Below are 21,826 nucleotides of genomic sequence, written 5' to 3'. Positions count from 1 at the left end.
CCATCATGACCCCACCCCTTGACACCTCCACCGCTTCCGCCGGCATGTCCACCGATGCCATCGCCGACGCCATCGTCTTCCTGGCGCGCTTTTTCGGCGTTGCCGTGCAGGCCGAGCGCCTGCGCGCCAGCGTGGCGGCCCAGGCTGCACCGGCCACGGCTGACTTTCTCGAACAGGCGCTGGCGCAGGCCAGCCTGGCCGGCACCGTGTTGCCGGTAGATAAGCCACGCCGTCCCACGGAAATGCCGGCCTTGCTGCTCAACGGGGAAGGGCAGGCGCTGGTGATACTGGCCATTGCCGATGGCAAATATGAATGCCACGTGCCCGGCATCGAAGGCAGCGCCTGGTTTGACGCCGCCGCGCTGGCGCGGGAAGTGCCCGATGGGCGCTGGGTGGCCGTGCGTCCCGTCATGTTCTTCGACCAGCGCAGCTTGCTTTACAGCATGCCGGTGGCGGGACGCTGGTTCTGGGACGTGTTCAACCGCAACCGCTGGGTCTTCCGCTGGGCCTTGCTGGGCACGCTGGTGCTCAATGTCATCGGCGCGCTGGTGCCGTTCTATGCGATGGCCGTATATGACCGCGTGATCCCGAACAATGCCACGTCCAGCCTGTGGGTGCTGACGATCGCCGTCGTGGTGCTGACGGGCTTCGAGCTGGCCCTGCGCCTGCTGCGCGGCGAACTGGTGGAAACGGCGTCGCGCCGCATGGACGTGGCGCTGTCGTCGAACATTTTCGCCCAGTGCTTGCGCCTGCGCGCGGCCAGCCGGCCCGCTTCCGGCGGCACTTTGGCCAATACCGTGCGCGATTTCGAATCCGTGCGCGAATTCTTTGCCTCCACGACCCTGACCACCCTGGGCGACTTGCCATTCCTGCTGCTGTTCCTGCTGGTGATCGCCCTGGTCGGCGGCTGGCTCGTGCTCGTGCCCCTGGCAGTCATCCCGATCCTGCTGCTGGTGGCCTTCGCCTCGCGCGCGGCCCTGGCGCGCCACGTGGCCGCCTCGATGCAGGAAAGCGCGCAGCGCACGGCGCACCTGTTTGAAACCATGAATGGCCTCGACACCATCAAGGCGCTGGGCGCCGAAGCGTGGAGCCGGCGCAAATGGGAAAGCCTGACGGTGGCCATCGCCGCCAACAGCGTCGAGACGCGCGAAATCGTCAGCCGGGTCAACTACATCAACACGGCCGTGCTGGCCCTGTCCGGCGTGGCCGTGGTGGCCACGGGCGCCTTGCTGATGGGCGAGCATCTTCTGACCCTGGGCCAGATCATCGCCGTGAGCATGCTGACGGGCCGCGCCCTGGCGCCCGTGAGCCAGATCGCGGGCCTGATCATACGCTGGGAACAGACCAAGCTGTCGTATCACGCACTCAATAAAATCATGGAAGCGCCCACCGACGATGACGCGGCCAGCCTGCAGGCGCCGCCCCTGTCCGGGCGCATCGAATTTCGCGACGTGGGCTTTGCCTACCCGAATTCGCCGCCGCTGCTCGATAAGCTCAACCTGCACATCCGCCCCGGCGAACGCGTCGGCGTGATCGGCAAGCTCGGTTCCGGCAAGAGCACCTTGCTGCGCTTGCTGCTGAACCAGTACGGCCCGCAAAGCGGCAGCGTGCTGTTCGACGACCTGGCCAGCACCCAGCTGGACCCCTTGAGCCTGCGCCGCCAGATCGGCTACGTGCCGCAGGACGTGACCCTGTTCCACGGTACCCTGCGCGAAAACATCGAACTGGGACGCAGCCAGGCCGACGACGCCAGCCTGCTCGACGCCATCCGCCTGGCCTGCCTCGACGACATCATCACCCAGCTGCCCAACGGCGTGGCGACGGAAGTGGGCGAGCGCGGCGAACGCCTGTCCGGCGGCCAGCGGCAAGCCGTGGCCATGGCCCGCGCCTTGCTGGTGAAACCGCCGATGTTGCTGCTCGATGAGCCGAGCAGCATGTTCGACCCGGCCACCGAGCAGCGCTTGATCGGGCGGCTGCGTACCTTAAAGGAGACGACCATCGTGCTGGTGACGCACCGCATGGCCATGCTGGCGCTGGTGGACCGCCTGATCGTCTTCGACAAGGGGCGCATCGTGGCCGACGGCCCGCGCGACGACGTCATGCGCGTCTTGAACAGCCAGGCGGCCAAGCCTGCGGTGGAACAGGGAGTGGCGGCATGAGCGCCCTCAATGCCCCGAACGCCCGCCCGCTGCCGGCGGCCCACCCGGACCCGGAACGCGAACCGCAGCGCATCGTCATCCGCATGCTGGCCTTGACGTCCGTGCTGCTGGTGCTGGCGCTGGCCTGGGCCATGTTCGCCCAGCTCGACGTGTCCGTGAATGGCCGGGGCGCCATCACGCCGCCATCGCACCTGCAGGAAGTGCAAAGCCTGGAAGGGGGCATCGTGCGTGAAATGCTGGTGAAGCCGGGCCAGCGCGTGCGCCGCGGCGACTTGCTGCTGCGCCTGGACACGGCCCAGTACGAGGCCAACCTGGGCGCCAGCGTGCAAAACCGCCTGGCCGCGCTGGCGGGCAGGGCGCGCCTCGATGCGCTGCTGTCCGGCGGCACGCCCCAGTTTGCGCCGGAATGGCAGAAAGAGGCGCCCGAGCTGATCGCCAAGGAAATGCAGTTGTGGCGCGACGGCCAGCGCGAATTCGCGTCGGCCACGGCGGCCGCGCGCGAAGGCGTGACGCGCCGCCGCGGCGAGCTGGCCGAGGCGCACAGCCGCATCGCCCAGCTCGACACGGGCCTGAAAATCGCCCTGGAAAGCCTGTCCATCGAGGAGAGGCTCTTCAAAGAGGGTGCCGGTTCGCGCGGCGACTACCTGAATGCGCAGCAGCGCGTGCAGCAGCAGCGCACGGAACTCGACAGCCTGCGCACCTCCGTGCCGCGCCTGACGGCCACCCTGGCCGAGGCGCAGGCGCAGGCGGGCGAAGTGGAAGCGCGCATGCGCGGCCAGTGGGGCGCGCAGCGCAGCGAGTATGAAACCAAGGCCGGCGCCCTGGCCAGCACCGTGAAAGGCCAGCAGGACCAGGTGAGCCGGCGCGACGTGACGGCGCCCGTCGACGGCGTCGTCAACCGCGTGCTGGTGGCAACCGTCGGCGGCGTGGCGCAGCCGGGTAAACCTATCCTGGAAATCGTGCCGGCCGATTCGGAAATGCTGATCTCCGTGCGCGTGAAACCGTCGGACATCGGTTTTATCCATGTGGGACAGAGCGCGTCGGCCAATGTGCTGGCGTACGACGCCACCACCTATGGCCGCATGCAGGCGCAAGTGGTGCGCGTGGGGGCGGACGCGATTCCCGACGAGCGCAACGAACCGTATTTCGAGGTGCAGCTGAGCACCGACCGCAGCCAGCTGACGGCGCACGGCAAGGTATTGCCGGTGACGCCAGGCATGCCCGTCGACGTGGGCATCCTGACGGGGCGCCGCTCGGTGCTGCAATATGTGTTCAAGCCCGTGCTGCGCGGCTTGCAGTCTTCCCTGCAGGAGCGGTGATGCGTGCCTTCTTGATTTGCATGGCATTGGCCTGCGCAAACGCGGCGGCCCAGTCCGCGCCGCCGGCCACTTTCCAGGCGCAGTCCGCGCGCGGCTTGCCTGCCTTGCTGGCGCGCGCCGTGCCGCGCGATCCGCAGGTGATTGCGGCGCAGGCGGCGCTGGCCACCACCGAAGCGCGCTACAAGCAGGCCCGTTCGCGCCTGTTTCCCACTGCGGCGCTGCAGGCGACGCGGGGGCGCAGCAAGGACCTCGATGGGACGCTGGAGGTCGAGCGCCGCACGCACCAGGTGGAAGCGAGCGTGCGCTGGAACGTGTACAACGGCGGCGCCGACCGCGCCGAACTTGATGCGGCCGAGCGCGAGATGGCGGGCGCCGCTTTCGACGTGGAGCGCGCGCGCGCGGAAAGCGCGGAAAAGCTGGCCGAAGCATATTTCGACATGCAGCGCCTGGAACGCAGCCTGCAGCAGTCGCAGGAACGCCTGCGCGACGTGACGCAGCTGGTGCGGCAGGTGACGCGCCAGGCGGAACTGGGCAAATCGTCGGAAGTGGACCGCGAACTGGCGCAAAGTTCGCAGCTGGACGCGGAACTGGTGCACGACGGCTTGCTGACGGACCAGCAGGCGGCGCGCATCAAGCTCGAGGCGCTGGCCTTCGAGCCGGTGGCGCAGTTTGCCGATTTCGCCTTTGCGCCGCTGCCGGCGCAGGCGCTGGAGAATGCCGATACGCAGCAGGCGCAGTTGCGCGCCGCGCGCGAGCGGGCCGCCGCGGCCCAGTTGCGCGTGCGCGGCGTGGCGGCCACCCTGGCCCCCAAAATCGATCTGAATGTCAGCCATCTGCTCAATAACAAGACCACGCCGCCGCCGTCGACCATCCAGCAGCGGGGCTGGTCGGTGGGGGTCTCCTGGGAAATCCCGCTCGGCGGGGGCAGCCTGGCGCAGCGCGACGAAAGCATCAGCCGCGCCCAGGCGGCCGAGGCGGACGTGGCGCGCGCCGAGCAGGGCACGCGCGCCGACCTGGCCAGCATGCTGCCGCGCATCGCCAATGCGCAGCGCACGCTGGCCCTGCTTGACGAGCAGGAAAAGAAGATGGCCTTCGTCGTGCGCGGCGGGACCATCCAGTACGAGGCGGGCCGGCGCAACCTGCAGCAGGTCATCCAGACGCGCGACAGCTATTTCACGATACAGCAGCGGCGCATCGACCAGCTGCACCGTCTGACCCTGGCGCAGATGCGGCAATATGCGCTGGCGGGGCAGCTGCTGCGGGTTTTCGGCCTGGCGCAGGAGGTAAAATAGCGCCGGCGTGCGCGGTTTCACACAGAGATGACGCAGAGATCATGCATGAAATGCCCATTGTGTGGCACACTGCGCGCTCGCATATCATCGTTGTCGCGGGAGCGCATGAGCATCATCAAACAATTTCCTTTTGAGTGGCAGGTCGGCGTGCGCTATACGCGCGCCGGGAAACGCAGTGGCCGCAACAGCTTCATTTCCTTCATCTCTCTCATTTCCGTGGCCGGCATCGGCCTGGGCGTGGCCGCCCTGATCGTCGTCCTCTCCGTCATGAACGGCTTCCAGAAGGAAGTCACCGACCGCCTGATGTCGGTGCTGGCCCATGTCGAGGTGTTCGACACGAGCGGTTCCATGCCCAACTGGCAGGCGCAGGAGCGCGCCGCCTACGCCAACCCGCAAGTGAAGGCCGTGTCGCCGTTCGTGGAAACCCAGGGCATGCTGCTCAATGACGAAACCATGCGCCCGTCCGTCGTGCGCGGCGTGCTGCCGCAGCAGGAAGCCACCGTCTCGAGCGTGGCCGCCCAGATGAAGCACGGCAGTTTCAAGGAATTGACGCCAGGCTCGTACAACATCGTGCTGGGCATCGACCTGGCCAAGGCGCTCGACGTGAAAGTGGGGCAGAACGTCACCCTGATGCTCGAGCGCGAGCCCAGGGCGGGCGATCCGGCCAACGGCATCGTCATGCCGCGCATGCGCGCGCTCAAGGTGGCCGGCATCTTCGAGGCGGGTCACAATGAACTTGACGGCAGCCTGGCGTTTGTGAACATGCAGGACGCGGAGCAGCTGCTGCAGCTCGACGGCCCGTCCGGCCTGCGTCTGCGGTTGCACGACATGAACAAGGCGCCCCAGGTGGCGCGCGAACTGAAAGCCTCGATGCCGGGCCAGCTGTGGATGCGCGACTGGTCGCGCGCCAGTGCCAGCTGGTATGCGCTGGTGCAAAGCCAGAAGAACATGATGTTCATCATCCTCAGCATGATCATCGCCGTGGCCGCGTTCAACCTCGTCTCGACCCTGGTGATGTCGGTCACCGACAAGCAGGCCGATATCGCCATCCTGCGCACCCTGGGCGCCTCGCCGTTCTCCATCATGAAGATATTCATGATCCAGGGCGCGCTGGTGGGCTTGCTGGGGAGTGCTTTGGGCGTCATCGGCGGCGTCGTGCTGGCGCTGAACGTGGGCGTCATCGTGCCCTTCATCGAAGGCATCTTCGGCCTGCACTTCATCTCCAAGGAAATCTACCAGATCAGCGCCGTGCCGTCGGACGTGCACTGGCTGGACGTGGCGCAGATCGGCCTGATCGCCTTTGGCCTGGCGCTGGTGGCCACCATCTACCCGAGCTGGCGCGCCGCCAGAGTCAAGCCGGCCGAGGCCCTGCGCTATGAATAAGAAAATTACCCCTAAGGCAGAACCTGGGGTCGGCCCCTCAGGGTCCGACCCCGGCACTTCGCCATTGGGTTGGCACGGTGGCATGTCGCTTACACAAGAATCAATCACTTCACAAGCATGTTAAAAAATCTTCCCTTCGAATGGCTGGTCGGCCTGCGCTACACACGGGCCGGCAAGCGCAGTGGCCGCAACAGTTTTATCTCCTTCATCTCGCTCATTTCCATGGCCGGCATCGGCTTGGGCGTGGCGGCGCTGATCGTCGTGCTGTCCGTGATGAACGGCTTCCAGAAGGAAGTGACGGACCGCATGCTGTCCGTGCTGGCCCACGTGGAAGTGTTCGACAACAGCGGCAGCATGCCTGACTGGCGCGCGGAAGCGGCGCAAGCGTTCAGGAATCCGGCCGTGAAGGGCGCCGCGCCATTCGTGGAAACCCAGGGTATGCTGCTGCGCGACGATGCGCTGCGCCCCGCCATCGTGCGCGGCGTGCTGCCCGAGGAAGAGCCGAACGTCTCGGACGTGGCCGGCCAGACGCGCATGGGTAGCTTCAAGGCGCTGCAGCCGGGCACCTTCAATATCGTGCTGGGCATCGAGCTGGCACGCGCCTTGCGCGTGAACCTCGGCGAAAAAGTCACCTTGATGCTGGCGCAGGGCCAGGTCACGCCGGCCGGCGTGCTGCCGCGCATGCGCAGCTTTACCGTCAGCGGCATCTTCCAGGCGGGCCACAATGAATTCGACGCCGGCCTGGCCTTCATCAATATCGAAGATGGCCAGCGCCTGCTGCGCCTCGACGGCCCGTCCGGCCTGCGTTTGCGCCTGGCCGACATGAACCAGGCGCCGCAAGTGGCGGCGGAACTGAAGAAAACCATGCCGGGCGACCTGTGGCTGCGCGACTGGTCCAAGCTGAACGCCAACTGGTTTGCCGCCGTGCAGACGGAAAAACGCATGATGTTCATCATCCTGACCCTGATCATCGCCGTGGCCGCCTTCAACCTCGTCTCGACCCTGGTGATGACGGTGACGGACAAGCAGGCCGATATCGCGATTTTGCGCACCCTGGGCGCCTCGCCCCGTTCCATCATGAAGATCTTCATGATCCAGGGCGCGCTGGTGGGCATCCTGGGCACGATCCTGGGCGTGGCCGGCGGGGTGCTGGTGGCGATGAACATCGACGTCATCGTGCCCTTCATCGAGCATCTGCTGGGCGTGCAGTTCCTCTCCAAGGACATCTATTTCATCAGCACCGTGCCGTCCGACCTGCGCTGGCCCGACGTCACCAAGATCGGCGTGCTGGCCGTGATCCTCGCCTTTTTGGCGACCCTGTACCCAAGCTGGTGGGCTGCCCGCGTCAAACCTGCGGAAGCCCTGCGCTATGAATAAACCACTGAATACGACCATGACCGATCTGAACAAACCTGCCTCCAACGGCACTTCCGCCGATTCCGCCGTCCTTAGCTGCCGTGGCCTGGGCAAGACTTTTACGCAGGGCAGCTACAAGGTGCAGGTGCTGGCCGGCATCGATATCGACGTGCATCGCGGCGAGCGCGTCGCCATCGTCGGCGCCTCCGGCTCGGGAAAATCGACCCTGCTGCACCTGCTGGGCGGGCTCGATACGCCCACCAGCGGCAAGGTGACCCTGCTGGGCAAGGATTTCGCCACTCTCAGCGAAAAGGCGCGCGGCGACTTGCGCAACGCCTCGCTGGGCTTCGTCTACCAGTTCCACCACCTGCTGCCCGAGTTTTCCGCGCTGGACAACGTCGCCATGCCGCTGATGATACGGCGCATGAAGCGCGCTCCGGCCACCGAACTGGCGCAGCAAATCCTCACGCGCGTCAACCTGGCCAAGCGCGTCACGCATACGCCTGGTGAATTGTCGGGCGGCGAGCGTCAGCGCGTGGCCCTGGCCCGCGCCCTCGTCACGCAGCCGGCCTGCGTGCTGGCCGATGAACCGACGGGCAACCTCGATCACGCCACGGCCGAACAGATTTTCGACCTGATGCTGGAACTGTCGCGCACCCTGGGCACGGCCTTCGTCATCGTCACGCACGATATCGAGCTGGCCAGGCGCTGCGACCGCGTGCTGCGCCTGACGGACGAAGGGCTGCAGCCGTACCAGTACTAAGGAGCCGCCATGTGGATCGACACGCACTGCCACCTCGACGCGCATGAATTCGGCAGCGAATCGCTGCAGGTGGCGGCGCGCGCGCAGCAGCAGGGCGTGGGCATGATCGTCGTTCCCGCCGTCGAACGGGCCAATTTCGCCATCGTGCGCGACCTGGCGGCGGCGCCCAACGCCTGCTATGCGCTCGGTATCCACCCGATCTACGTGCCGCAGGCCACGGAAGACGATCTGATCGCACTGCGCGAAACCGTGGCGCTGGCCATGCATGATCCGCGTTTTGTCGCCATCGGCGAGATCGGCCTCGATTTCTTCATTCCCATGCTGTGCGAACCGGCCATGCGCGCCAAGCAGGAGCACTTCCTGCGCGAGCAGCTGAAGATCGCCCGCGACTTCGACCTGCCCGTGCTGGCCCACGTGCGCCGCTCGCAGGACATCGTCCTCAAGCACGCGCGCCAGATCCGCCCGAACGGCGGCATCGCCCATGCGTTCAATGGCAGCTTCCAGCAGGCGCAGGGCTATATCGATCTCGGTTTCAAGCTCGGTTTCGGCGGCGCCATGACGTTTACGCGCGCCTTGCAGATACGCCGCATGGCGACGGACCTGCCTTTGGACGCCATCGTGCTGGAGACGGACGCGCCCGATATTTCGCCCAGCTGGATCCACCCGGGCCGCAACAGCCCCGAAGAATTGCCCCGCATCGGCGCCGTGCTGGCCGAATTGCGCGGCCTGGAACTTGCCGACGTGGCGGCGCAAACCAGCGCCAACGCGCGTGCCGTACTGCCTCGATTACCCCTGATGGAGTGAAACCATGAACAAGAAAATGCTTGCGGGCGCCCTGGCGGCCTGCCTTTCCAGCGCGTTGGCGCCCGCCATGGCGGCGGCCGGCGCCCAGTGCGACGGCATGCCGCGCCTCGACGTGACCACGCCGGCCGGCTTTTGCGTGGCCGTGCTGGCCGACGGCCTGAAATTTCCCCGTGGCGTGCTGCCGCTGACGAATGGCGACATCCTCGTCACGGACATGACGGGATGGGCGCCGAAACAGGGTAAATTGTGGCTGCTGCAGCCCAAGGCGGCCGGTGGCGGCTATGAACGCAAGCTGCTGCTCGACAAGCTTGATCGCCCGAACGGCATCGTGCAGGGACCGGACGGCTTGGTCTACGTGGGCGAGGTGGGACGCATCTTCCGCTTCGACCTGCGCGATCCCGCCCGCGCCATCACCGACGTGATCGGCGGCACGGCCAAGACGCCGCGCCTGCCGGGCCTGGGCCTGCACCTGTTGACGAACATGCGTTTCAGTCCCAAGGGCGACCTGTACGTGAACGTGGGTTCGAGCACCGACCATTGCGAGAACGATGGCAAGGCGCCCGATCCGGCCAAGGCTTGTCCTTCGGCGGAAGGCCTTGAGGCGCTGGGCGCCATCCGCGAATACACGATGGCCTGGCCGGCGGGCACGGTGACGAGCTGGCGCACGCATGCGCGCGGCTTGCGCAATTCGATGGCGCTGGCCTTCCATCCGGCCACGGGCGAACTGTGGCAGGCGGAAAACGCGCGCGACGCCATCCAGGCGGCCATGCCGGAGCTGAAAAGCGATGAGAACCTGCCGCATGAAGAACTCAACCTGATCAAGGCCGACCGGCATTACGGCTGGCCGTACTGCTACGACGACAATGTCGCCAGTCCCGAATATCCGAAGACGGCTTGCGCCGCCCAGTATGCGGCGCCGCAGCGCCTGCTGCCCGGCCATGCCGCACCGCTGGGCATGACCTTTTACACGGCCAGCCGCTACCCGGCGCTGTACAAGAACAGCCTGATCATCGGCTACCACGGCTACCGCAGCAACGGCCACCGCCTGGTGGCGCTGCTGCCCGACAAGGCCGGCGCGCCCCTGGGCAAGTCCGTCGAGCTGATCGGCAACTGGGAGCGCAAGGGCAAGCAGGGCAGGGGCGCGCCCGTCGACGTCAAGCAGGGCCAGGATGGCGATATTTATATGGCCGACGACCATAACGGGCTGGTGCTCAAGCTGCACTACGAGGCGGGCAAACCGTAAGCGGCCTTCATCCGACGTCCTCGCTGGCGTTACGGGTGTCGTCGGCTTACGGCCTTTGGCCTAAGCCGACCTACATGCTCAAGTAGGTCGGATTGGCGTGGCAATGCCGCGCGTAATCCGACGTCATTGTTGGCATTACAGGTGTCGTCGGTTTACGCTTGATCTCGCTCAGTGCGGAGCCGCCGCATCCTCCTACAATCGGCCTGATGTTCCCTGTCGACCAGGGATGACGGGAGGCTGACGTGAAACCTGCATTCATCAAGCTGCGTGAAAATTACTCCAGCGTGGCGGCCGTCGACCAGGCGGCCCTGTTCCGCGAAATCGGCTGGGAAGACTTGATCGGCAAGGACAGCTTTGCCAACACCTGCGCCATCCGCGTCAGCCTGGCCCTGATCAAGGCCGGGGTCCAGGTCAAGGGTCGCATGGCGATACGCAAGGGGGCATTCAAGGGCGCGCTGATCGAACCGGGGCAGGCCAAGCTGTCGCACATGCTGGCCAGCCCCTCGATGTTTGGCGCGCCCGAAAAATTTACCGGGGATGACGCCATGGAAGGCATCGGCCAGCGCCAGGGCGTCGTCGCCTTCTTCCGCATTCCCGGCTACCTGGGCGGCGCGGGCGGGCATATCGACATCCTGCTGCCCTCCATCGGCGTGAAGGTCTGCGGCAGCGAATGCTACTGGGATTGCGGCGAGGTCTGGTTCTGGCCCGTCAGGTGACGCCTATTTGAACTTCTTCGACCGTCCGCGCGAGGCCGCATTGTGCGCGCGCAGGATGGAATCGACGCGCTCGGACGCATCGCGCGACAGGTGTTGCGCCACCGCGATATCGGGGAAGAATTCGGGCAGGCGGTAGCTGAGCCAGGCATACGCGGAATAGTAGCGGCAAGTGTCTTCCACCTGCTGCAGATTCTGCGTGCCGCCGCCGTGCGCGTGCTGGCGCAAGGTGCTCGTTTTTCCCTGCGACAGATTCTTCGCCCAGTGCTCCCACGCCGTCTGCAGCGAGGGCACCTTGCTCGATATCGGCACCAGCGACAAAGTAAATTTGTCGGCAACGGACAGGGGCAGGGTGTCGAGCCAGACGGCGCGCTCCTTCTGGTCTTCCGTGATGCGCGGGAAGAAGAAGCCGTCCGGCACGTCGATATTGTGGATGAAGCGGCGCAGCAGTTTACTGAGCGACAGCTCTCCCGTCACCGACGAAATCCGGTGCAGATGTTCGAGCGAGGGCGCCACGGCAAAGCCGCTGGTGTTCAGCGGGTGCAGCTTTTCCTTCAGCAGCGCGCGCATCACTTCATGCGTCTCGTTGTCGTAGCCGGCCACCAGGCCCTCTTCATGCACGCCATAGCGGCCCGCGCGTCCGGCGATCTGGCGCGCCAGCGCGGCCGAAATCTCTTCCTCTTCACGGCCATTGTATTTGACGCAGGTGGTCATGACGATGCGCGCGATCGGCATGTTCAGGCCCATCGCCAGCGCATCCGTGCCGACGACGATGTCGGCCGTGCCGTCGCGGAAGCGCTGCGCCTGCGCACGCCGCACTTCGGGCGACAGGTTGCCGTAGACGGTGGCCACCGATAATCCCGTTTCCGTGATCATGTCGCGCCACATCAGCACTTCGCGGCGCGAAAAGGCGATGACGGCGTCGCCGCGGCGCAGGTTGCGTACCTTGCGCACGGCCGTCGGCTCCATCGACAGGGGCGCCATGCGTTTCAGGACGTGCACTTCCAGCGGGCAGTCCAGGCGTTCGGCCAGCGCCTCGATGGCGCGCCGCGCTTCCGGCGCCCCCACCAGGTAGACGGTGTGGGCCGGTGCGCCGCAGACGGCCGCCGTCCACGCGGCGCCCCGGTCCGGGTCGGCCAGCATCTGGATCTCATCGATGACGGCCACTTCGACGACGGTTTTCGTATCCAGCATTTCCACCGTGCTGGCCACGTGCGTGGCGCCGTCGACGACCCTGCGCTCCTCGCCCGTGATCAGGCTCACGGCCAGCGGTTTGCCGTGCGGCGCGGCTTCCTGCAGGCGTTCATAGTTTTCCAGGGCCAGCAGGCGCAATGGCGCCAGGTAGATGCCGCTCTTTGCCTTGACCAGCGCTTCCATGGCGCGGTGCGTCTTGCCGGAATTGGTCGGTCCGAGCAGGGCGATGAAGCGGCGCGGCAGGCGGCGCGCCATCTCGAACGAGGCGGGGTATTCGGCCAGGTTGATGCTCTGGCGCGTGCGCGCCGCGTGCTGTTCTTCCTGCTGGCGCTCGATGGCGTGATGGAAGCGCTGGCGGATGCGGTCGAAGACCATGCCGGCCGGCTCCGACGTCTGCATGTCGGCCAGCGTGTGCAGGAAGACCATCGGGTCCGTGTCTACATCCTCGCTCAGGCCTGCGATATCGGCGACGAAATCCATCACATGCTGGCGCAGTTCCTCGAAGACGGCCGCGCTGGCCCGTTCGCGCACCAGGGCCAGCTTGGTCTCGCGGTCCATCTTGCGCCACTTGGCCGGCCGCGCCAGCACGCCCTGTGCAGGCACGAGTGCATACGGCACCACCAGGTGGCCTGCCTTGACGACGCCGGAAAAGCGCACGAAGACGCGGCCTTCCATTTTCACCAGGCGGATATGCTCGGCCAGTTCCCCCAGTTCCGCGACCAGGGTGGCGTCGTTATTGTCTTCGCTGCTGTCGGAAAGGTCGGTGGAGGTATCGGGAGGAAGTGCGGAGGAAGTCATGTCGTGCCTGGGTGTTGAAGTAAGCGAGGCCGATTATACCGTGCGCAGGGTAAAGATTTTCCCCCGGCGCACGGTGCCGCTGCCGCACGAGCGCTGATCTGTAAAACGATGATTCCCTGAGGCGGATAAGCCTCGCAACCATGGAGGGCGGCGCTGCCGCCTGCTTGCCAATCATCTTGCTTGAACGCGAAATGGGAATCCGATATCCGGTGCTTTGCGCTTAGCGTTTTTTCCCTGCTGCATTTTTATTCGGCTGGAATTTTCATGAATGTATTTTTATTAACTTTGTTAGTTTTTTGAATTTAACATTAAAATTTCAATTGCCGTGGCGCCGATGATAACAAAGAGTATGTTTTTATCGATAGTCACGGTGATGATATTCGTATCGTGTCTGTATTTTTCATTGCGCAAGGAATTGGCCGATGGCGTGAAATGAATTGAATTGTCTTGACAATTAATAATGGCGAGCTGATCATGGCTTCAGATTTTGCAAGGGTATTTTGGTATTTTTTCAAAATATCTGAAATTGACGGCGACGTACGGCATTATTCTGGATGCCGCTCTGGCTATCGGCTGGGGCGTGCCGTTGATATGCACGGCTTTGATTTGGCGGTGCTCCAGGATTTGCTGGCGGCCGCAGGATTTTCCATTTCGCGCTGACGTACGGCCAGCGCGCGATGACACCCGACATACCTGTGTATGTGGCCCTGCGCCAGAGGATGGCGCGCGCGGGGATTCATCAGCCATCCGACTTTGGGAGAACTCCATGAATAAAAAGCTCGCTGCATTTCTTTTCGCGTCAGGTCTCGGTTTGGCGGTGACTGCGACGCCAGCCTTTGCCAATTGCTATAGCGCCTGCGCTGCCGAATGGCGGGCTTGCATCGCCGCCGGTACCTCTCAAGCCGAGTGCGGCGCCGAGCGGTCCGCCTGCCTGCAATCCTGCAATTGACGGGAGGAATACTGCGCGCTGCGGCTGCCACTATCGTAGCCTGTTGCTGACGCCAGCAAGCCATGGCGCCGATGGCAGTTCAGGCTGCCCGTGCGCGCACGGCGCGGAGCCCCCAGCCGGTGGCGATCAATCCGTCGCCGGCTTGCAGCGGCGCTGCGGCCTCCATGAACGCATGACCTTCGCCGCAGGCCAGGTCGAGCACCGCTAAGGGGTTATTGCTGACCGACACGAGGTCGGTCAGTACGGCATAGGACAAGGCGTAGCTGGTGGATGCAGTGCATGAGCGTTCTTATCCAGTGCACCATTGCGCCAGATCAGACGGCAAGGCGTGGAAAGCGATCACAGTAACTGAGCCTCTTTCGCAGCGAGCCGATTTTGCCTTGATCCTGCCTTCCCATGCGCACCCTGATACTCGGCTTTGCCGCTGGCGCCGCCTGGTTGCAGACGCAGGCAAGCTTGCCGCCGCACGCGGGCGCGCTGCTGTCGGTGATCGCTGGCGCGGCGCTGCTGATGGCGTGGCTGTTGTGCCGACACGCGCGCTGGCGTTCCGGTTGGCGTTCCGCTATTGCGCTCTCGGCCGGCGTGGGGCTGGGCTTTTATTGGGCCGCCTGGCTGGCCCAGGCCGCCATGGCGCCGCAACTGGCGCTGGCCGACGAGGGACAGGACATCGTCGTGACGGGCACGGTGGCCAGCTTGCCGTACCGCTTCGAGCAGGGCGTGCGCTTCAATTTTGCCGTGGAGAAGGCACTCAATGCGAAGGTGCCTCCCCTGATCGCCCTGTCCTGGTACGCGGGCTTTCGCGATGAGGTGACGAACGAAGTGGGCGACGTGCAGCCGGGCGAACGCTGGCGGCTGACGGTGCGCCTGCAGCGTCCGCACGGCAACGCGAATCCCATGGATACACTATGCCGCCGGGGACGTTCTACGACTGTCCCAATTCAGCCTATACGAGCAGATATAACGTCAGCCGTTATACGTTCACTCGTTACTCCGGAAAAGAATTGTATTTTTACAAGAAAAATCAATAAGAGCGTAGAACGCCGTCAATTCTGGTCAGATAACTCAGCGGATCGCCAAAGGAAGTTCATGGCGCTCGGGCCTTTGGCTTCAGCGCCTCGATACCGACTTGGCTAATGGGTTACCCAAATCAGTTCATGCGTAACTCAGCCATAGCTGATATTGCCCTCCCTATACATTCGATCCATCGTCGCAAAGCTCTTCTGCTTCGACGAGTTACGTCGCCAACCTGTCGCGTGCGGTATCTAAGTGTATTTTTGCGATCCGCAGAATCCGTGGCAACGAGGTTCGAATGAAAATACAAACGGGCTATTGCGCCAGTATCTTCCGAAGGGGCTCGACCTTTCCACCTACTCACAGGACAATCTTGATGAGGTGGCTAGAAGGCTGAACGAACGTCCCAGGAAGACGCTACACTACCAAACGACGGCACAGCAATTTGAAAGGTGTGTTGTATTGACCGATTGAATCCGCCCCCCAAAGCGGTCGCTGAAGAACCGTGTTGCGTTATGAGTTTATGGATCGCTCAAATAACAAAAACGGATCAAGTTACTAATTCCATGAGGAGACCAGCGGTTCTTCTAAGACCCGCTGGCCATAGCCCACCAAGACTCTCGCCAAATACGGCAGGCGGCGCAACGCAATTATTTTTTAACTTTTTTCCTCAAATAGCGTCGACTGAGTGATCGATTTTCCCGCTACCAAGTCGTGAATCCAATTCACCCAGACCATTACACCATGTCCATAACGCCGTTTAGACGCGTCAGATATGTTACGCTCGTTAGTTAGGGCCTCGCCAACCTCGAGCGCGGTTACATTAGGGTTAATGCGTAATAACTCTCTAGCTAGGCGGATTGAAGGCTGAACAAGTACCTTGCCGGCTAACCACGATTCAATCTGACTTTTCGGTATTTTCTCGGCAAGCAAGGGCTGCATAGTAGACGGAATCAACCGCAAGCTATACAATATCCGAATTGCATTTCTATCTGTAGATACTAATTTATACCCAGGTAGCTGTAGTGCTTCAAGAAGCTCAAGTACACGCGCCGGCGGTGCTTCTCCTAAAAATTGCGGCTTTGAACTACGGCTACGCGATTCAACTCTTAACTGCGTTAAGTCGGTTGGGATAATTTGATTTGTTTCATGACTAATAGAATTCTCGCCGTCAATCGATAAAATACCGAAGCACTGCAGCCACGATAGAAAACGTAGGGTTAGCACTCTAGAAGACTTATCAGAATATTCAAAACTAGCAAATTCGCTTGCTAGCACTGACTCAACCGTTGATAATGATACGCCTCGGAACCCCTTTCCGAATTGCTCCACAAGCTTTCGCAGTAATGCATGAGATGAAAAGAATCGCCAAGCCGAAGCAAGCGTGTCTCGTTGGTTTTTATGTACTAATGCAAGCTTGGCATTTTTTCTATCATATTGACAAACTCCCATCATTACCAAGTCGCGTGCCACGTTATCGAGCGTTCCTGGTCGTAATCCGACTTTCGCCGAAAGAATAGAAATTTGCTTGGCACTTGGCAGCGCCGCTACTACTTGCTTCATAGTTACAGGCGAGGAAGTTGGCATATACCGTGTTGGTATCGAGGGAGCCTGTTTTGTCAATACGTAATCCCTAAATATATCCCAATAAAGTACCAATTTTCCTGCGCTTCGAATGACCAGCCTTCGTTGTATAAGAGCGGACACAGCATCATCGCCAAATTGCTCTGCAATTTTAAAATGGTCGGCAGGGGAGTCGGAAGCAATCCTCTCAACACACGCAATTTGTGCTGAATCCAAATCGGCCAAGTCCTTGTTGAACAGTGCTTCCACATCTAGCGCGCGTTCAAGAAGTTCGCGCTGTCTTGCAGGCTGCGTCTGCAAAACCCTGAAAACATGCACACATAATTTTTTAAGAAGCCACGGATAACCCTGGCAATGTTCAGAAAGTAATCTTCGAAGACTTGGTTCGATGGGTTGTTTAAGTTCTTTGGATAACCTAGTGAGGAGCTGAGACGTATCTGATTTAGAAAACAACGGGAGTTCAAACTCACGTCGGCGGTCAGCGAAGGAATGCCAAACGTGATATGCGGGATGGTCGGCCGGTATCGAGCCATCAGTCTTCCATGAAAAGCCGAGTACGACATTTTCATTCGCTGATTCAACTGCGGAACAGAGCATTTTTATTTGAACGAACAAATCGGACAGTTCTTGTTTTGTTGTAATTTCCTCAAACTGATCAAAAAACAAAACAATTAACTTGTTTTGTTCCCGGAGCTCTTTTAATACGTTTTGAACAGAGAGATCGGAAAATGGATCGCCAGAAGAGCCTACCCTGCACCCGCCACTTGGGCCGATAACAAAATTCTCGCGAACTGCCTCATCAAGGCAACGCTTCAACGCGAGTTCTGGATACCGGGGAGAGCTTGCGGTGCGGCAATCCACGGCATACAGAAAAATCTTTTCTCGAAATTTTTGTTGAACGCAAATCGAACGCAATTTCACGAGGAACGAGCTTTTCCCCCAGCCCGAGGGAGCTTTGATGGCTAATAGACGGGTTGCCGTTGTTCTCGATCTAATCTCATCAAAAAATCCGGTTATAGTCTTTAATAATTCGTCACGCCCAACAAAATCCTCTGGGCGAGCTGGCCGATAATCAGACCAATCATCGGAAATCGGTACTGGTGCAATGTTGTCTAATTCTATTCTTAAAGATGCGTCAGTAAGCGCAGAAAGGGTCGCGAGTTCATCAAATCCGCTCACCCAGTTGAGCTCGCGTAGATTAGAGTCACGCTCTGAAAGTTGCTGAATAAGAGGTAAGTTACTAACTTGGGCGCCAGTGAGGGCATCAAACACCATCACGGTATCGGCCACACCGGAGGTCGGCCCTACAGCGCTGATCGCCCAATATTCGCCAACGTCAGTAATTAAAAGCGTCCGCCCAGGTAATATTCTTTCAGTATTCGGGATTGGCAATTTAGTAGGATCAATTATCTGCCCAACTGAAACTAATAGTTTGACCAGTTCCTCTGGCTCATAGATTCTAAGTTGAAGGCGCTGCTCAACACTTTTTAATCTAAATTTATCTGCAATACCTTTGGCGTCTTTTCCAAGCTTAGCTGTGGTAATCAACCAAGAGGCGTTGAAGTCGTGCACCATTAGATTGCCGAGCATCTTTGTCAGGACATCTGCAGAAATTGTGCGATCTCGATACGCCTTACATTCAACCGCTATTCGAGCTCCTGATTGGATGTCAGTCGCAACAATATCAAGCTCGCATCCAGTAACCCGAACATCCGTCGTGACATGCTCATGCTGAAGAGCCTTTAAAATCCGCTTCGCAAGCGACTCTAATAGCGCGCCCCGCTCTGTACTCGTATCACCTTCCTTAACGGTAACCTCAACCTGTATCTCAAAATTAGTATTTATATTCATTAAAATTCTCAATTCTTTAAATTAGCTGTAACGACCTGCGTTTGAATATGGTCTGACCTGCATTCCAGCCGATTCTCGACCAGAATTAACTGCATTTGACGGCCCCCTCAAACCAGCATTAGCTGCAAATGAACCTGCATTTGACGGGGCCGACCTGCACTCCATCGGCGCGAACCAGGAATAACTGCAACTGAAAATGTTCCAAAAGCTCATCGAGAGTCGTTGTTCATGGCACAAGTTTGATGGACTGAGTTTATGGACGGCGAGCGCCGGGCATGACGGCCGACAGCCATTGGAGCGTGCGCAGTCCAATAAACCTCCGTTTCCTGGACAGGTGCTGGTGGTGGCCTACGCTGGCTGCGCGCCCGGCTTACACCCCCAAATTCAGTGAAAAACGTGTAGCGGTGCCAAAAAGCTTCCGCCGCCTTTCGCCAGTAGTTGACGGGTTCTTCCGATCCTACGAACTTCGGTACGAAATACACTATCTTGCTGCCCCGACCGTGACCGGCATTCCGTCACGCCCAAACTCCCAGACAGTGCAGCAGCGGCGTAGGTTGCAGCGACTGAGAAAATTATCTGCGGATCGGTTAAGGGCTACCGCAAACACCGCAGCAGCGTTTCGAGAAGTCATTGGCGCATTCGTAAAACAGCATTGTCTTGGAAGGCATGTCCACCATACTTGCCTACAGTGGACTTCCAATCATACGTCAGAGCGAACAATTAATTGCCATTTTGACAGTTGCAATTAAAAAATTATTCTCCCTGTTGGTTTTTAGCAAAAGCCGGCGTTGTGCCTTCGTCAGAAGCAGCCAAGTCGCCCAGATTTGCCATAACTTACCCAACGCTGTAAGCATGCAGTTTTAAGAAGCCGAGGAGCCCCACTGCGCCTGCCTGTGTAGGTAGGCCTCGCAGATGCTGCAGCAGCGGGGCGTTTCGCCCTGCTTAAACATGGTGTTTTAACACCACATTAAGCGTTTCGTAGCTGCATTAGCTGCGCCCTACAAACTGGCCGAAGCGATTCCTAACGCAACAAGCTCACTAGCGCGATGATGAACATCATCAGTGCACACGCCGGCAGGGGGTGCTTCGCGATCGCCGGCAATATGGCGGGAAATTCCTTGATCGCCTTGGCGATCCATGCAAACTTCGACATAACTTTGATCCTTTCAAGATCATTGCGGCCGGGCCCTTATGCTCGACCTGATACCGGCTTTATCCGTTGCGCGTAGAAGCGGAATAGGTACTTACCCTGAGCCGCAAACCGCAATACCACGGCCAATTTTGGCGTCACGACAGCGATCGGTGCCACTACGACAGCTCTAACTGGTCGGAGTATTCGCAATGGCCGGGGGCGGGGCGGCCGGCGCCACGGACGATGGCGGAGGCGGCGGAGGCGGGGGAGGCGGGGAGGCGGGGAGCTGCCGCGGCAGAGCCTGCTGCCGCCAGAGCCGCTTCGCGCTCGGCCTGCCACGCCGCCTTGAACGCTTCAAGCTGACCGTACGCTCCAGTATCGGCGAGCCGGCCCAGGAAACGGTCGTATAGGTCGACGTGCACCTGACCGTTCTGATACATACGTTCCACTCCAGCGATCGGGCTGATTAACAGGACGTGGTGGAAGTCGCCGCTTGGTCCCTTTTTCGGAATGATGAAACCCAAGTCGCGCAAAACCTTCATGCGTTTGCGCCAGGTATCAACGGCGCGCTTGCCAATGAAGCCGGCTTCGGCAGCGAACGTGGCTGGGTGCTCGATTGTCACCAGCACGTGGTCGGGAGAACGCGCCCAGAGGCAAAAGAGGGTGTGTCCGCCGGGCGAGCCTTTGGTCGCATGATTATCGATGGCCTGCATGGCAATGGGCAAGATGCGCGGCACGCTGATATAGCCTGCATCGCGCTTGCGATTCCACACCCAGAATTCTGGCCAGCCCGGGAAATGCAGGTCCATTTTTTGCTGAGCCCGTTCTGCCATTTTCATCCGTCGCGCTTGGGACTGCTTCTCGTTGATCATAATTGCCTTTCAAAGTGGATGTCACCATGATCGGCTTGTGCACAAAAAATAGCAATGAGGCAATACGTGCGCTATTCGACGCGGCTGAACAGCGCCTAAGCGACTTTCAGGGTGGTGAACGTACGTGAATTGGTGCAGCGAACCTCGGTTGAACGGCGCGATATGGCGCATTTTTATAGAATTTTATATTTTTAATCAAATACTTAGGGAATTTGCGTGTACTCCCTGTCCTCATGTACTCTTCGTCCTCATGTACTCACCGTGCTCCTGGGGGATTCTTAAGGGGGCGGCGCCGCGACAGATTATTTGCGCGAGACGGTGCGTGCGCCGCTAGTGGACTGTCGAAAGTCAGCATTGCCGATGGGCGGCAGTTGTCCAATAGATATAATGGGGCAAGTCCACCACGTCAGCGCAACCATGCCAAATTTACGATTCACCGCCCACTTTCCGATTCAAAAACGGAAAAGCACTTTTCCCCCGGTTGGACAAGCGAGCGAGTTCTACCACGTCGCCTCGGGGGCATTGCACGTGGCGGTTGATATCCCCGCGGGCGAGATCTATGCAGTTGCCCAGGCCGAGGCCGAGGTCAGCGCCGAGCTTCACGCTTGGCTTATGTCCTCTACAGTGTCGGTGAAGAGCTATCCGGCCGAGCTGGCGAGCGTCCTCGGAAGCCTGGACGGGGCCGCGCGCCGGGTTGTTGAGGCGATCAAGTATTTCCTCATACGTCCCGACATTTTCGATAATGCGCTTGGGATGGCGGCTAATTTCACATGGTCAGACGGTGAAGGCGAAGAGAAATTTGTCCCGATACCGCCCGAGACCAGCAGCTCCGCGATGGTGACGTTTTCGACGGGCGGAGCGGCGGCGATGCAGGTGGGCCTGGACAAGGGTTACCGACCGCTGATCGGTATGCGACATCTGTTCAGGGCGATGCAGGAATCGGAGCCTCGATTTCGTTGGATTGACATTACCATTGCTCTCGAGCTCGCAATCAAGGAAGCCTTGATCCGCAAGCATCCCGAAATCGAGTTGCTTATTCTCGAAATGCCTTCGCCCCCATTAACCAAGCTGTACGACAAAATCATGAAGCACTACCTGGGCGAGAAGTCACCCTATCTGGCTGTGATTAAGACAGGAATGGAAACGCGCAATAAGTTATTGCATCGCCCCGACGGGGTGGTGATAACCGAGACCCAGGCAGCCGATTACCTGCGGGAGGCGCATAAGGCGATCAACCACGTTTTCAGCCTTCTGTACCCCGAGTGGAGCGTAGCCAAAGGAATGACGTCCGGGTTTTACACCAATACGGGAAAAACGACGTGAAAATCGCCTTGCTAGGGCCAGGCTCGACTTTCGCGCGCGAAAGCGCCGGCTATTTTCACTTTTGCCTCACCGTAGGGCAG

The 21,826-nt window shown here is 60.6% G+C and carries 18 protein-coding genes and 1 pseudogene; 14 read left to right on the top strand and 5 right to left on the bottom strand.

The features are described 5' to 3' along the window. Positions 1–5: 5 nt before the first annotated feature. The 9 genes from JAB4_RS18240 to JAB4_RS18200 all read left to right on the top strand — a co-directional run bounded on the left by JAB4_RS18240 (position 6) and on the right by JAB4_RS18200 (position 11,035). A complete protein-coding gene (locus JAB4_RS18240) occupies positions 6–2,159 on the top strand; it encodes a type I secretion system permease/ATPase (RefSeq protein ID WP_070219995.1) in 2,154 nt (717 codons plus the stop codon). After that, positions 2,156–3,478: an HlyD family type I secretion periplasmic adaptor subunit gene (locus JAB4_RS18235; protein WP_070219997.1), complete on the top strand. Its 1,323-nt coding sequence runs from the start codon at positions 2,156–2,158 to the stop codon at positions 3,476–3,478. The genes JAB4_RS18240 and JAB4_RS18235 overlap by 4 nt, the downstream gene beginning before the upstream one ends. Continuing rightward, the gene (locus JAB4_RS18230; RefSeq protein WP_227741985.1) at positions 3,478–4,770 is read left to right on the top strand and encodes a TolC family protein; all 1,293 of its coding nucleotides are present in this window, start codon (positions 3,478–3,480) and stop codon (positions 4,768–4,770) included. Before JAB4_RS18235 ends, JAB4_RS18230 begins: the two co-directional genes overlap by 1 nt. A 105-nt stretch (positions 4,771–4,875) precedes the next feature. Then, positions 4,876–6,153, top strand: coding sequence for a lipoprotein-releasing ABC transporter permease subunit (locus JAB4_RS18225; protein WP_070219999.1), 1,278 nt, complete (start codon positions 4,876–4,878; stop codon positions 6,151–6,153). Positions 6,154–6,270: 117 nt separating this feature from the next. Continuing rightward, complete coding sequence (locus JAB4_RS18220) at positions 6,271–7,530, top strand: lipoprotein-releasing ABC transporter permease subunit (RefSeq protein WP_070220001.1); 1,260 nt, start codon at positions 6,271–6,273, stop codon at positions 7,528–7,530. Between the two features lie 16 nt (positions 7,531–7,546). Further along, positions 7,547–8,272, top strand: a complete 726-nt coding sequence (lolD, locus tag JAB4_RS18215; RefSeq protein WP_070220003.1) for a lipoprotein-releasing ABC transporter ATP-binding protein LolD — start codon at positions 7,547–7,549, stop codon at positions 8,270–8,272. A gap of 9 nt (positions 8,273–8,281) precedes the next feature. Beyond that, a complete protein-coding gene (locus JAB4_RS18210) occupies positions 8,282–9,076 on the top strand; it encodes a TatD family hydrolase (RefSeq protein WP_070220005.1) in 795 nt (264 codons plus the stop codon). 4 nt (positions 9,077–9,080) lie between these two features. Continuing rightward, positions 9,081–10,319 (top strand): PQQ-dependent sugar dehydrogenase, encoded by a 1,239-nt coding sequence (locus tag JAB4_RS18205; RefSeq protein WP_070220007.1) that lies wholly within the window; start codon positions 9,081–9,083, stop codon positions 10,317–10,319. 242 nt (positions 10,320–10,561) lie between these two features. Continuing rightward, positions 10,562–11,035: a T6SS effector amidase Tae4 family protein gene (locus JAB4_RS18200; protein ID WP_070220009.1), complete on the top strand. Its 474-nt coding sequence runs from the start codon at positions 10,562–10,564 to the stop codon at positions 11,033–11,035. Positions 11,036–11,038: 3 nt separating this feature from the next. Here the strand turns inward: JAB4_RS18200 and JAB4_RS18195 are convergent, their stop codons facing one another. Continuing rightward, positions 11,039–13,024 carry a helicase-related protein gene (locus tag JAB4_RS18195; RefSeq protein WP_070220011.1) on the bottom strand — a complete coding sequence of 662 codons (1,986 nt, stop codon included), beginning with the start codon at positions 13,022–13,024 and terminating at the stop codon, positions 11,039–11,041. Positions 13,025–13,471: 447 nt separating this feature from the next. Here JAB4_RS18195 and JAB4_RS18190 point away from each other — a divergent pair, with 447 nt between their 5' ends. Both JAB4_RS18190 and JAB4_RS18185 read left to right on the top strand, forming a co-directional pair. Next, positions 13,472–13,684: a hypothetical protein gene (locus tag JAB4_RS18190; protein ID WP_139143754.1), complete on the top strand. Its 213-nt coding sequence runs from the start codon at positions 13,472–13,474 to the stop codon at positions 13,682–13,684. Between the two features lie 106 nt (positions 13,685–13,790). After that, positions 13,791–13,973, top strand: coding sequence for a hypothetical protein (locus JAB4_RS18185; protein ID WP_139143755.1), 183 nt, complete (start codon positions 13,791–13,793; stop codon positions 13,971–13,973). A 79-nt stretch (positions 13,974–14,052) separates the two neighbouring features. Here JAB4_RS18185 and JAB4_RS18180 read toward each other — a convergent pair whose 3' ends face one another. Then, on the bottom strand, positions 14,053–14,229 hold the full coding sequence (locus JAB4_RS18180) for a hypothetical protein (protein WP_175444792.1): 177 nt from the start codon (positions 14,227–14,229) through the stop codon (positions 14,053–14,055). Positions 14,230–14,369: 140 nt separating this feature from the next. Here JAB4_RS18180 and JAB4_RS18175 point away from each other — a divergent pair, with 140 nt between their 5' ends. Continuing rightward, positions 14,370–15,107: a ComEC/Rec2 family competence protein gene (locus JAB4_RS18175; protein ID WP_070220012.1), complete on the top strand. Its 738-nt coding sequence runs from the start codon at positions 14,370–14,372 to the stop codon at positions 15,105–15,107. Positions 15,108–15,233: 126 nt separating this feature from the next. Further along, a pseudogene (locus tag JAB4_RS18170) lies at positions 15,234–15,458 on the top strand (IS30 family transposase); the annotation flags it as partial. A 183-nt stretch (positions 15,459–15,641) separates the two neighbouring features. Here the strand turns inward: JAB4_RS18170 and JAB4_RS18165 are convergent. From JAB4_RS18165 to JAB4_RS18160, 3 genes are all read right to left on the bottom strand, one after another. Next, positions 15,642–18,419: a restriction endonuclease gene (locus tag JAB4_RS18165; protein WP_071650186.1), complete on the bottom strand. Its 2,778-nt coding sequence runs from the start codon at positions 18,417–18,419 to the stop codon at positions 15,642–15,644. Between the two features lie 1,021 nt (positions 18,420–19,440). Then, entirely contained in the window at positions 19,441–19,572 is a 132-nt protein-coding gene (locus JAB4_RS30955; protein ID WP_265334667.1) for a hypothetical protein, read from the bottom strand. A 155-nt stretch (positions 19,573–19,727) separates the two neighbouring features. Further along, positions 19,728–20,423 (bottom strand): hypothetical protein, encoded by a 696-nt coding sequence (locus JAB4_RS18160; protein WP_193725203.1) that lies wholly within the window; start codon positions 20,421–20,423, stop codon positions 19,728–19,730. A 417-nt stretch (positions 20,424–20,840) separates the two neighbouring features. On the opposite strand from JAB4_RS18160, the gene JAB4_RS18155 reads away from it, so the two are divergent. Continuing rightward, entirely contained in the window at positions 20,841–21,746 is a 906-nt protein-coding gene (locus JAB4_RS18155) for a hypothetical protein (protein WP_139143850.1), read from the top strand. Positions 21,747–21,826 lie beyond the last annotated feature (80 nt).

It is taken from the genome of Janthinobacterium sp. HH102 (genome assembly GCF_001758625.2).
GTDB lineage: Bacteria > Pseudomonadota > Gammaproteobacteria > Burkholderiales > Burkholderiaceae_D > Janthinobacterium.
The sequence above is the reverse complement of the archived record's forward strand: the minus strand, read 5'-3'. Positions and strand labels throughout refer to the sequence as shown.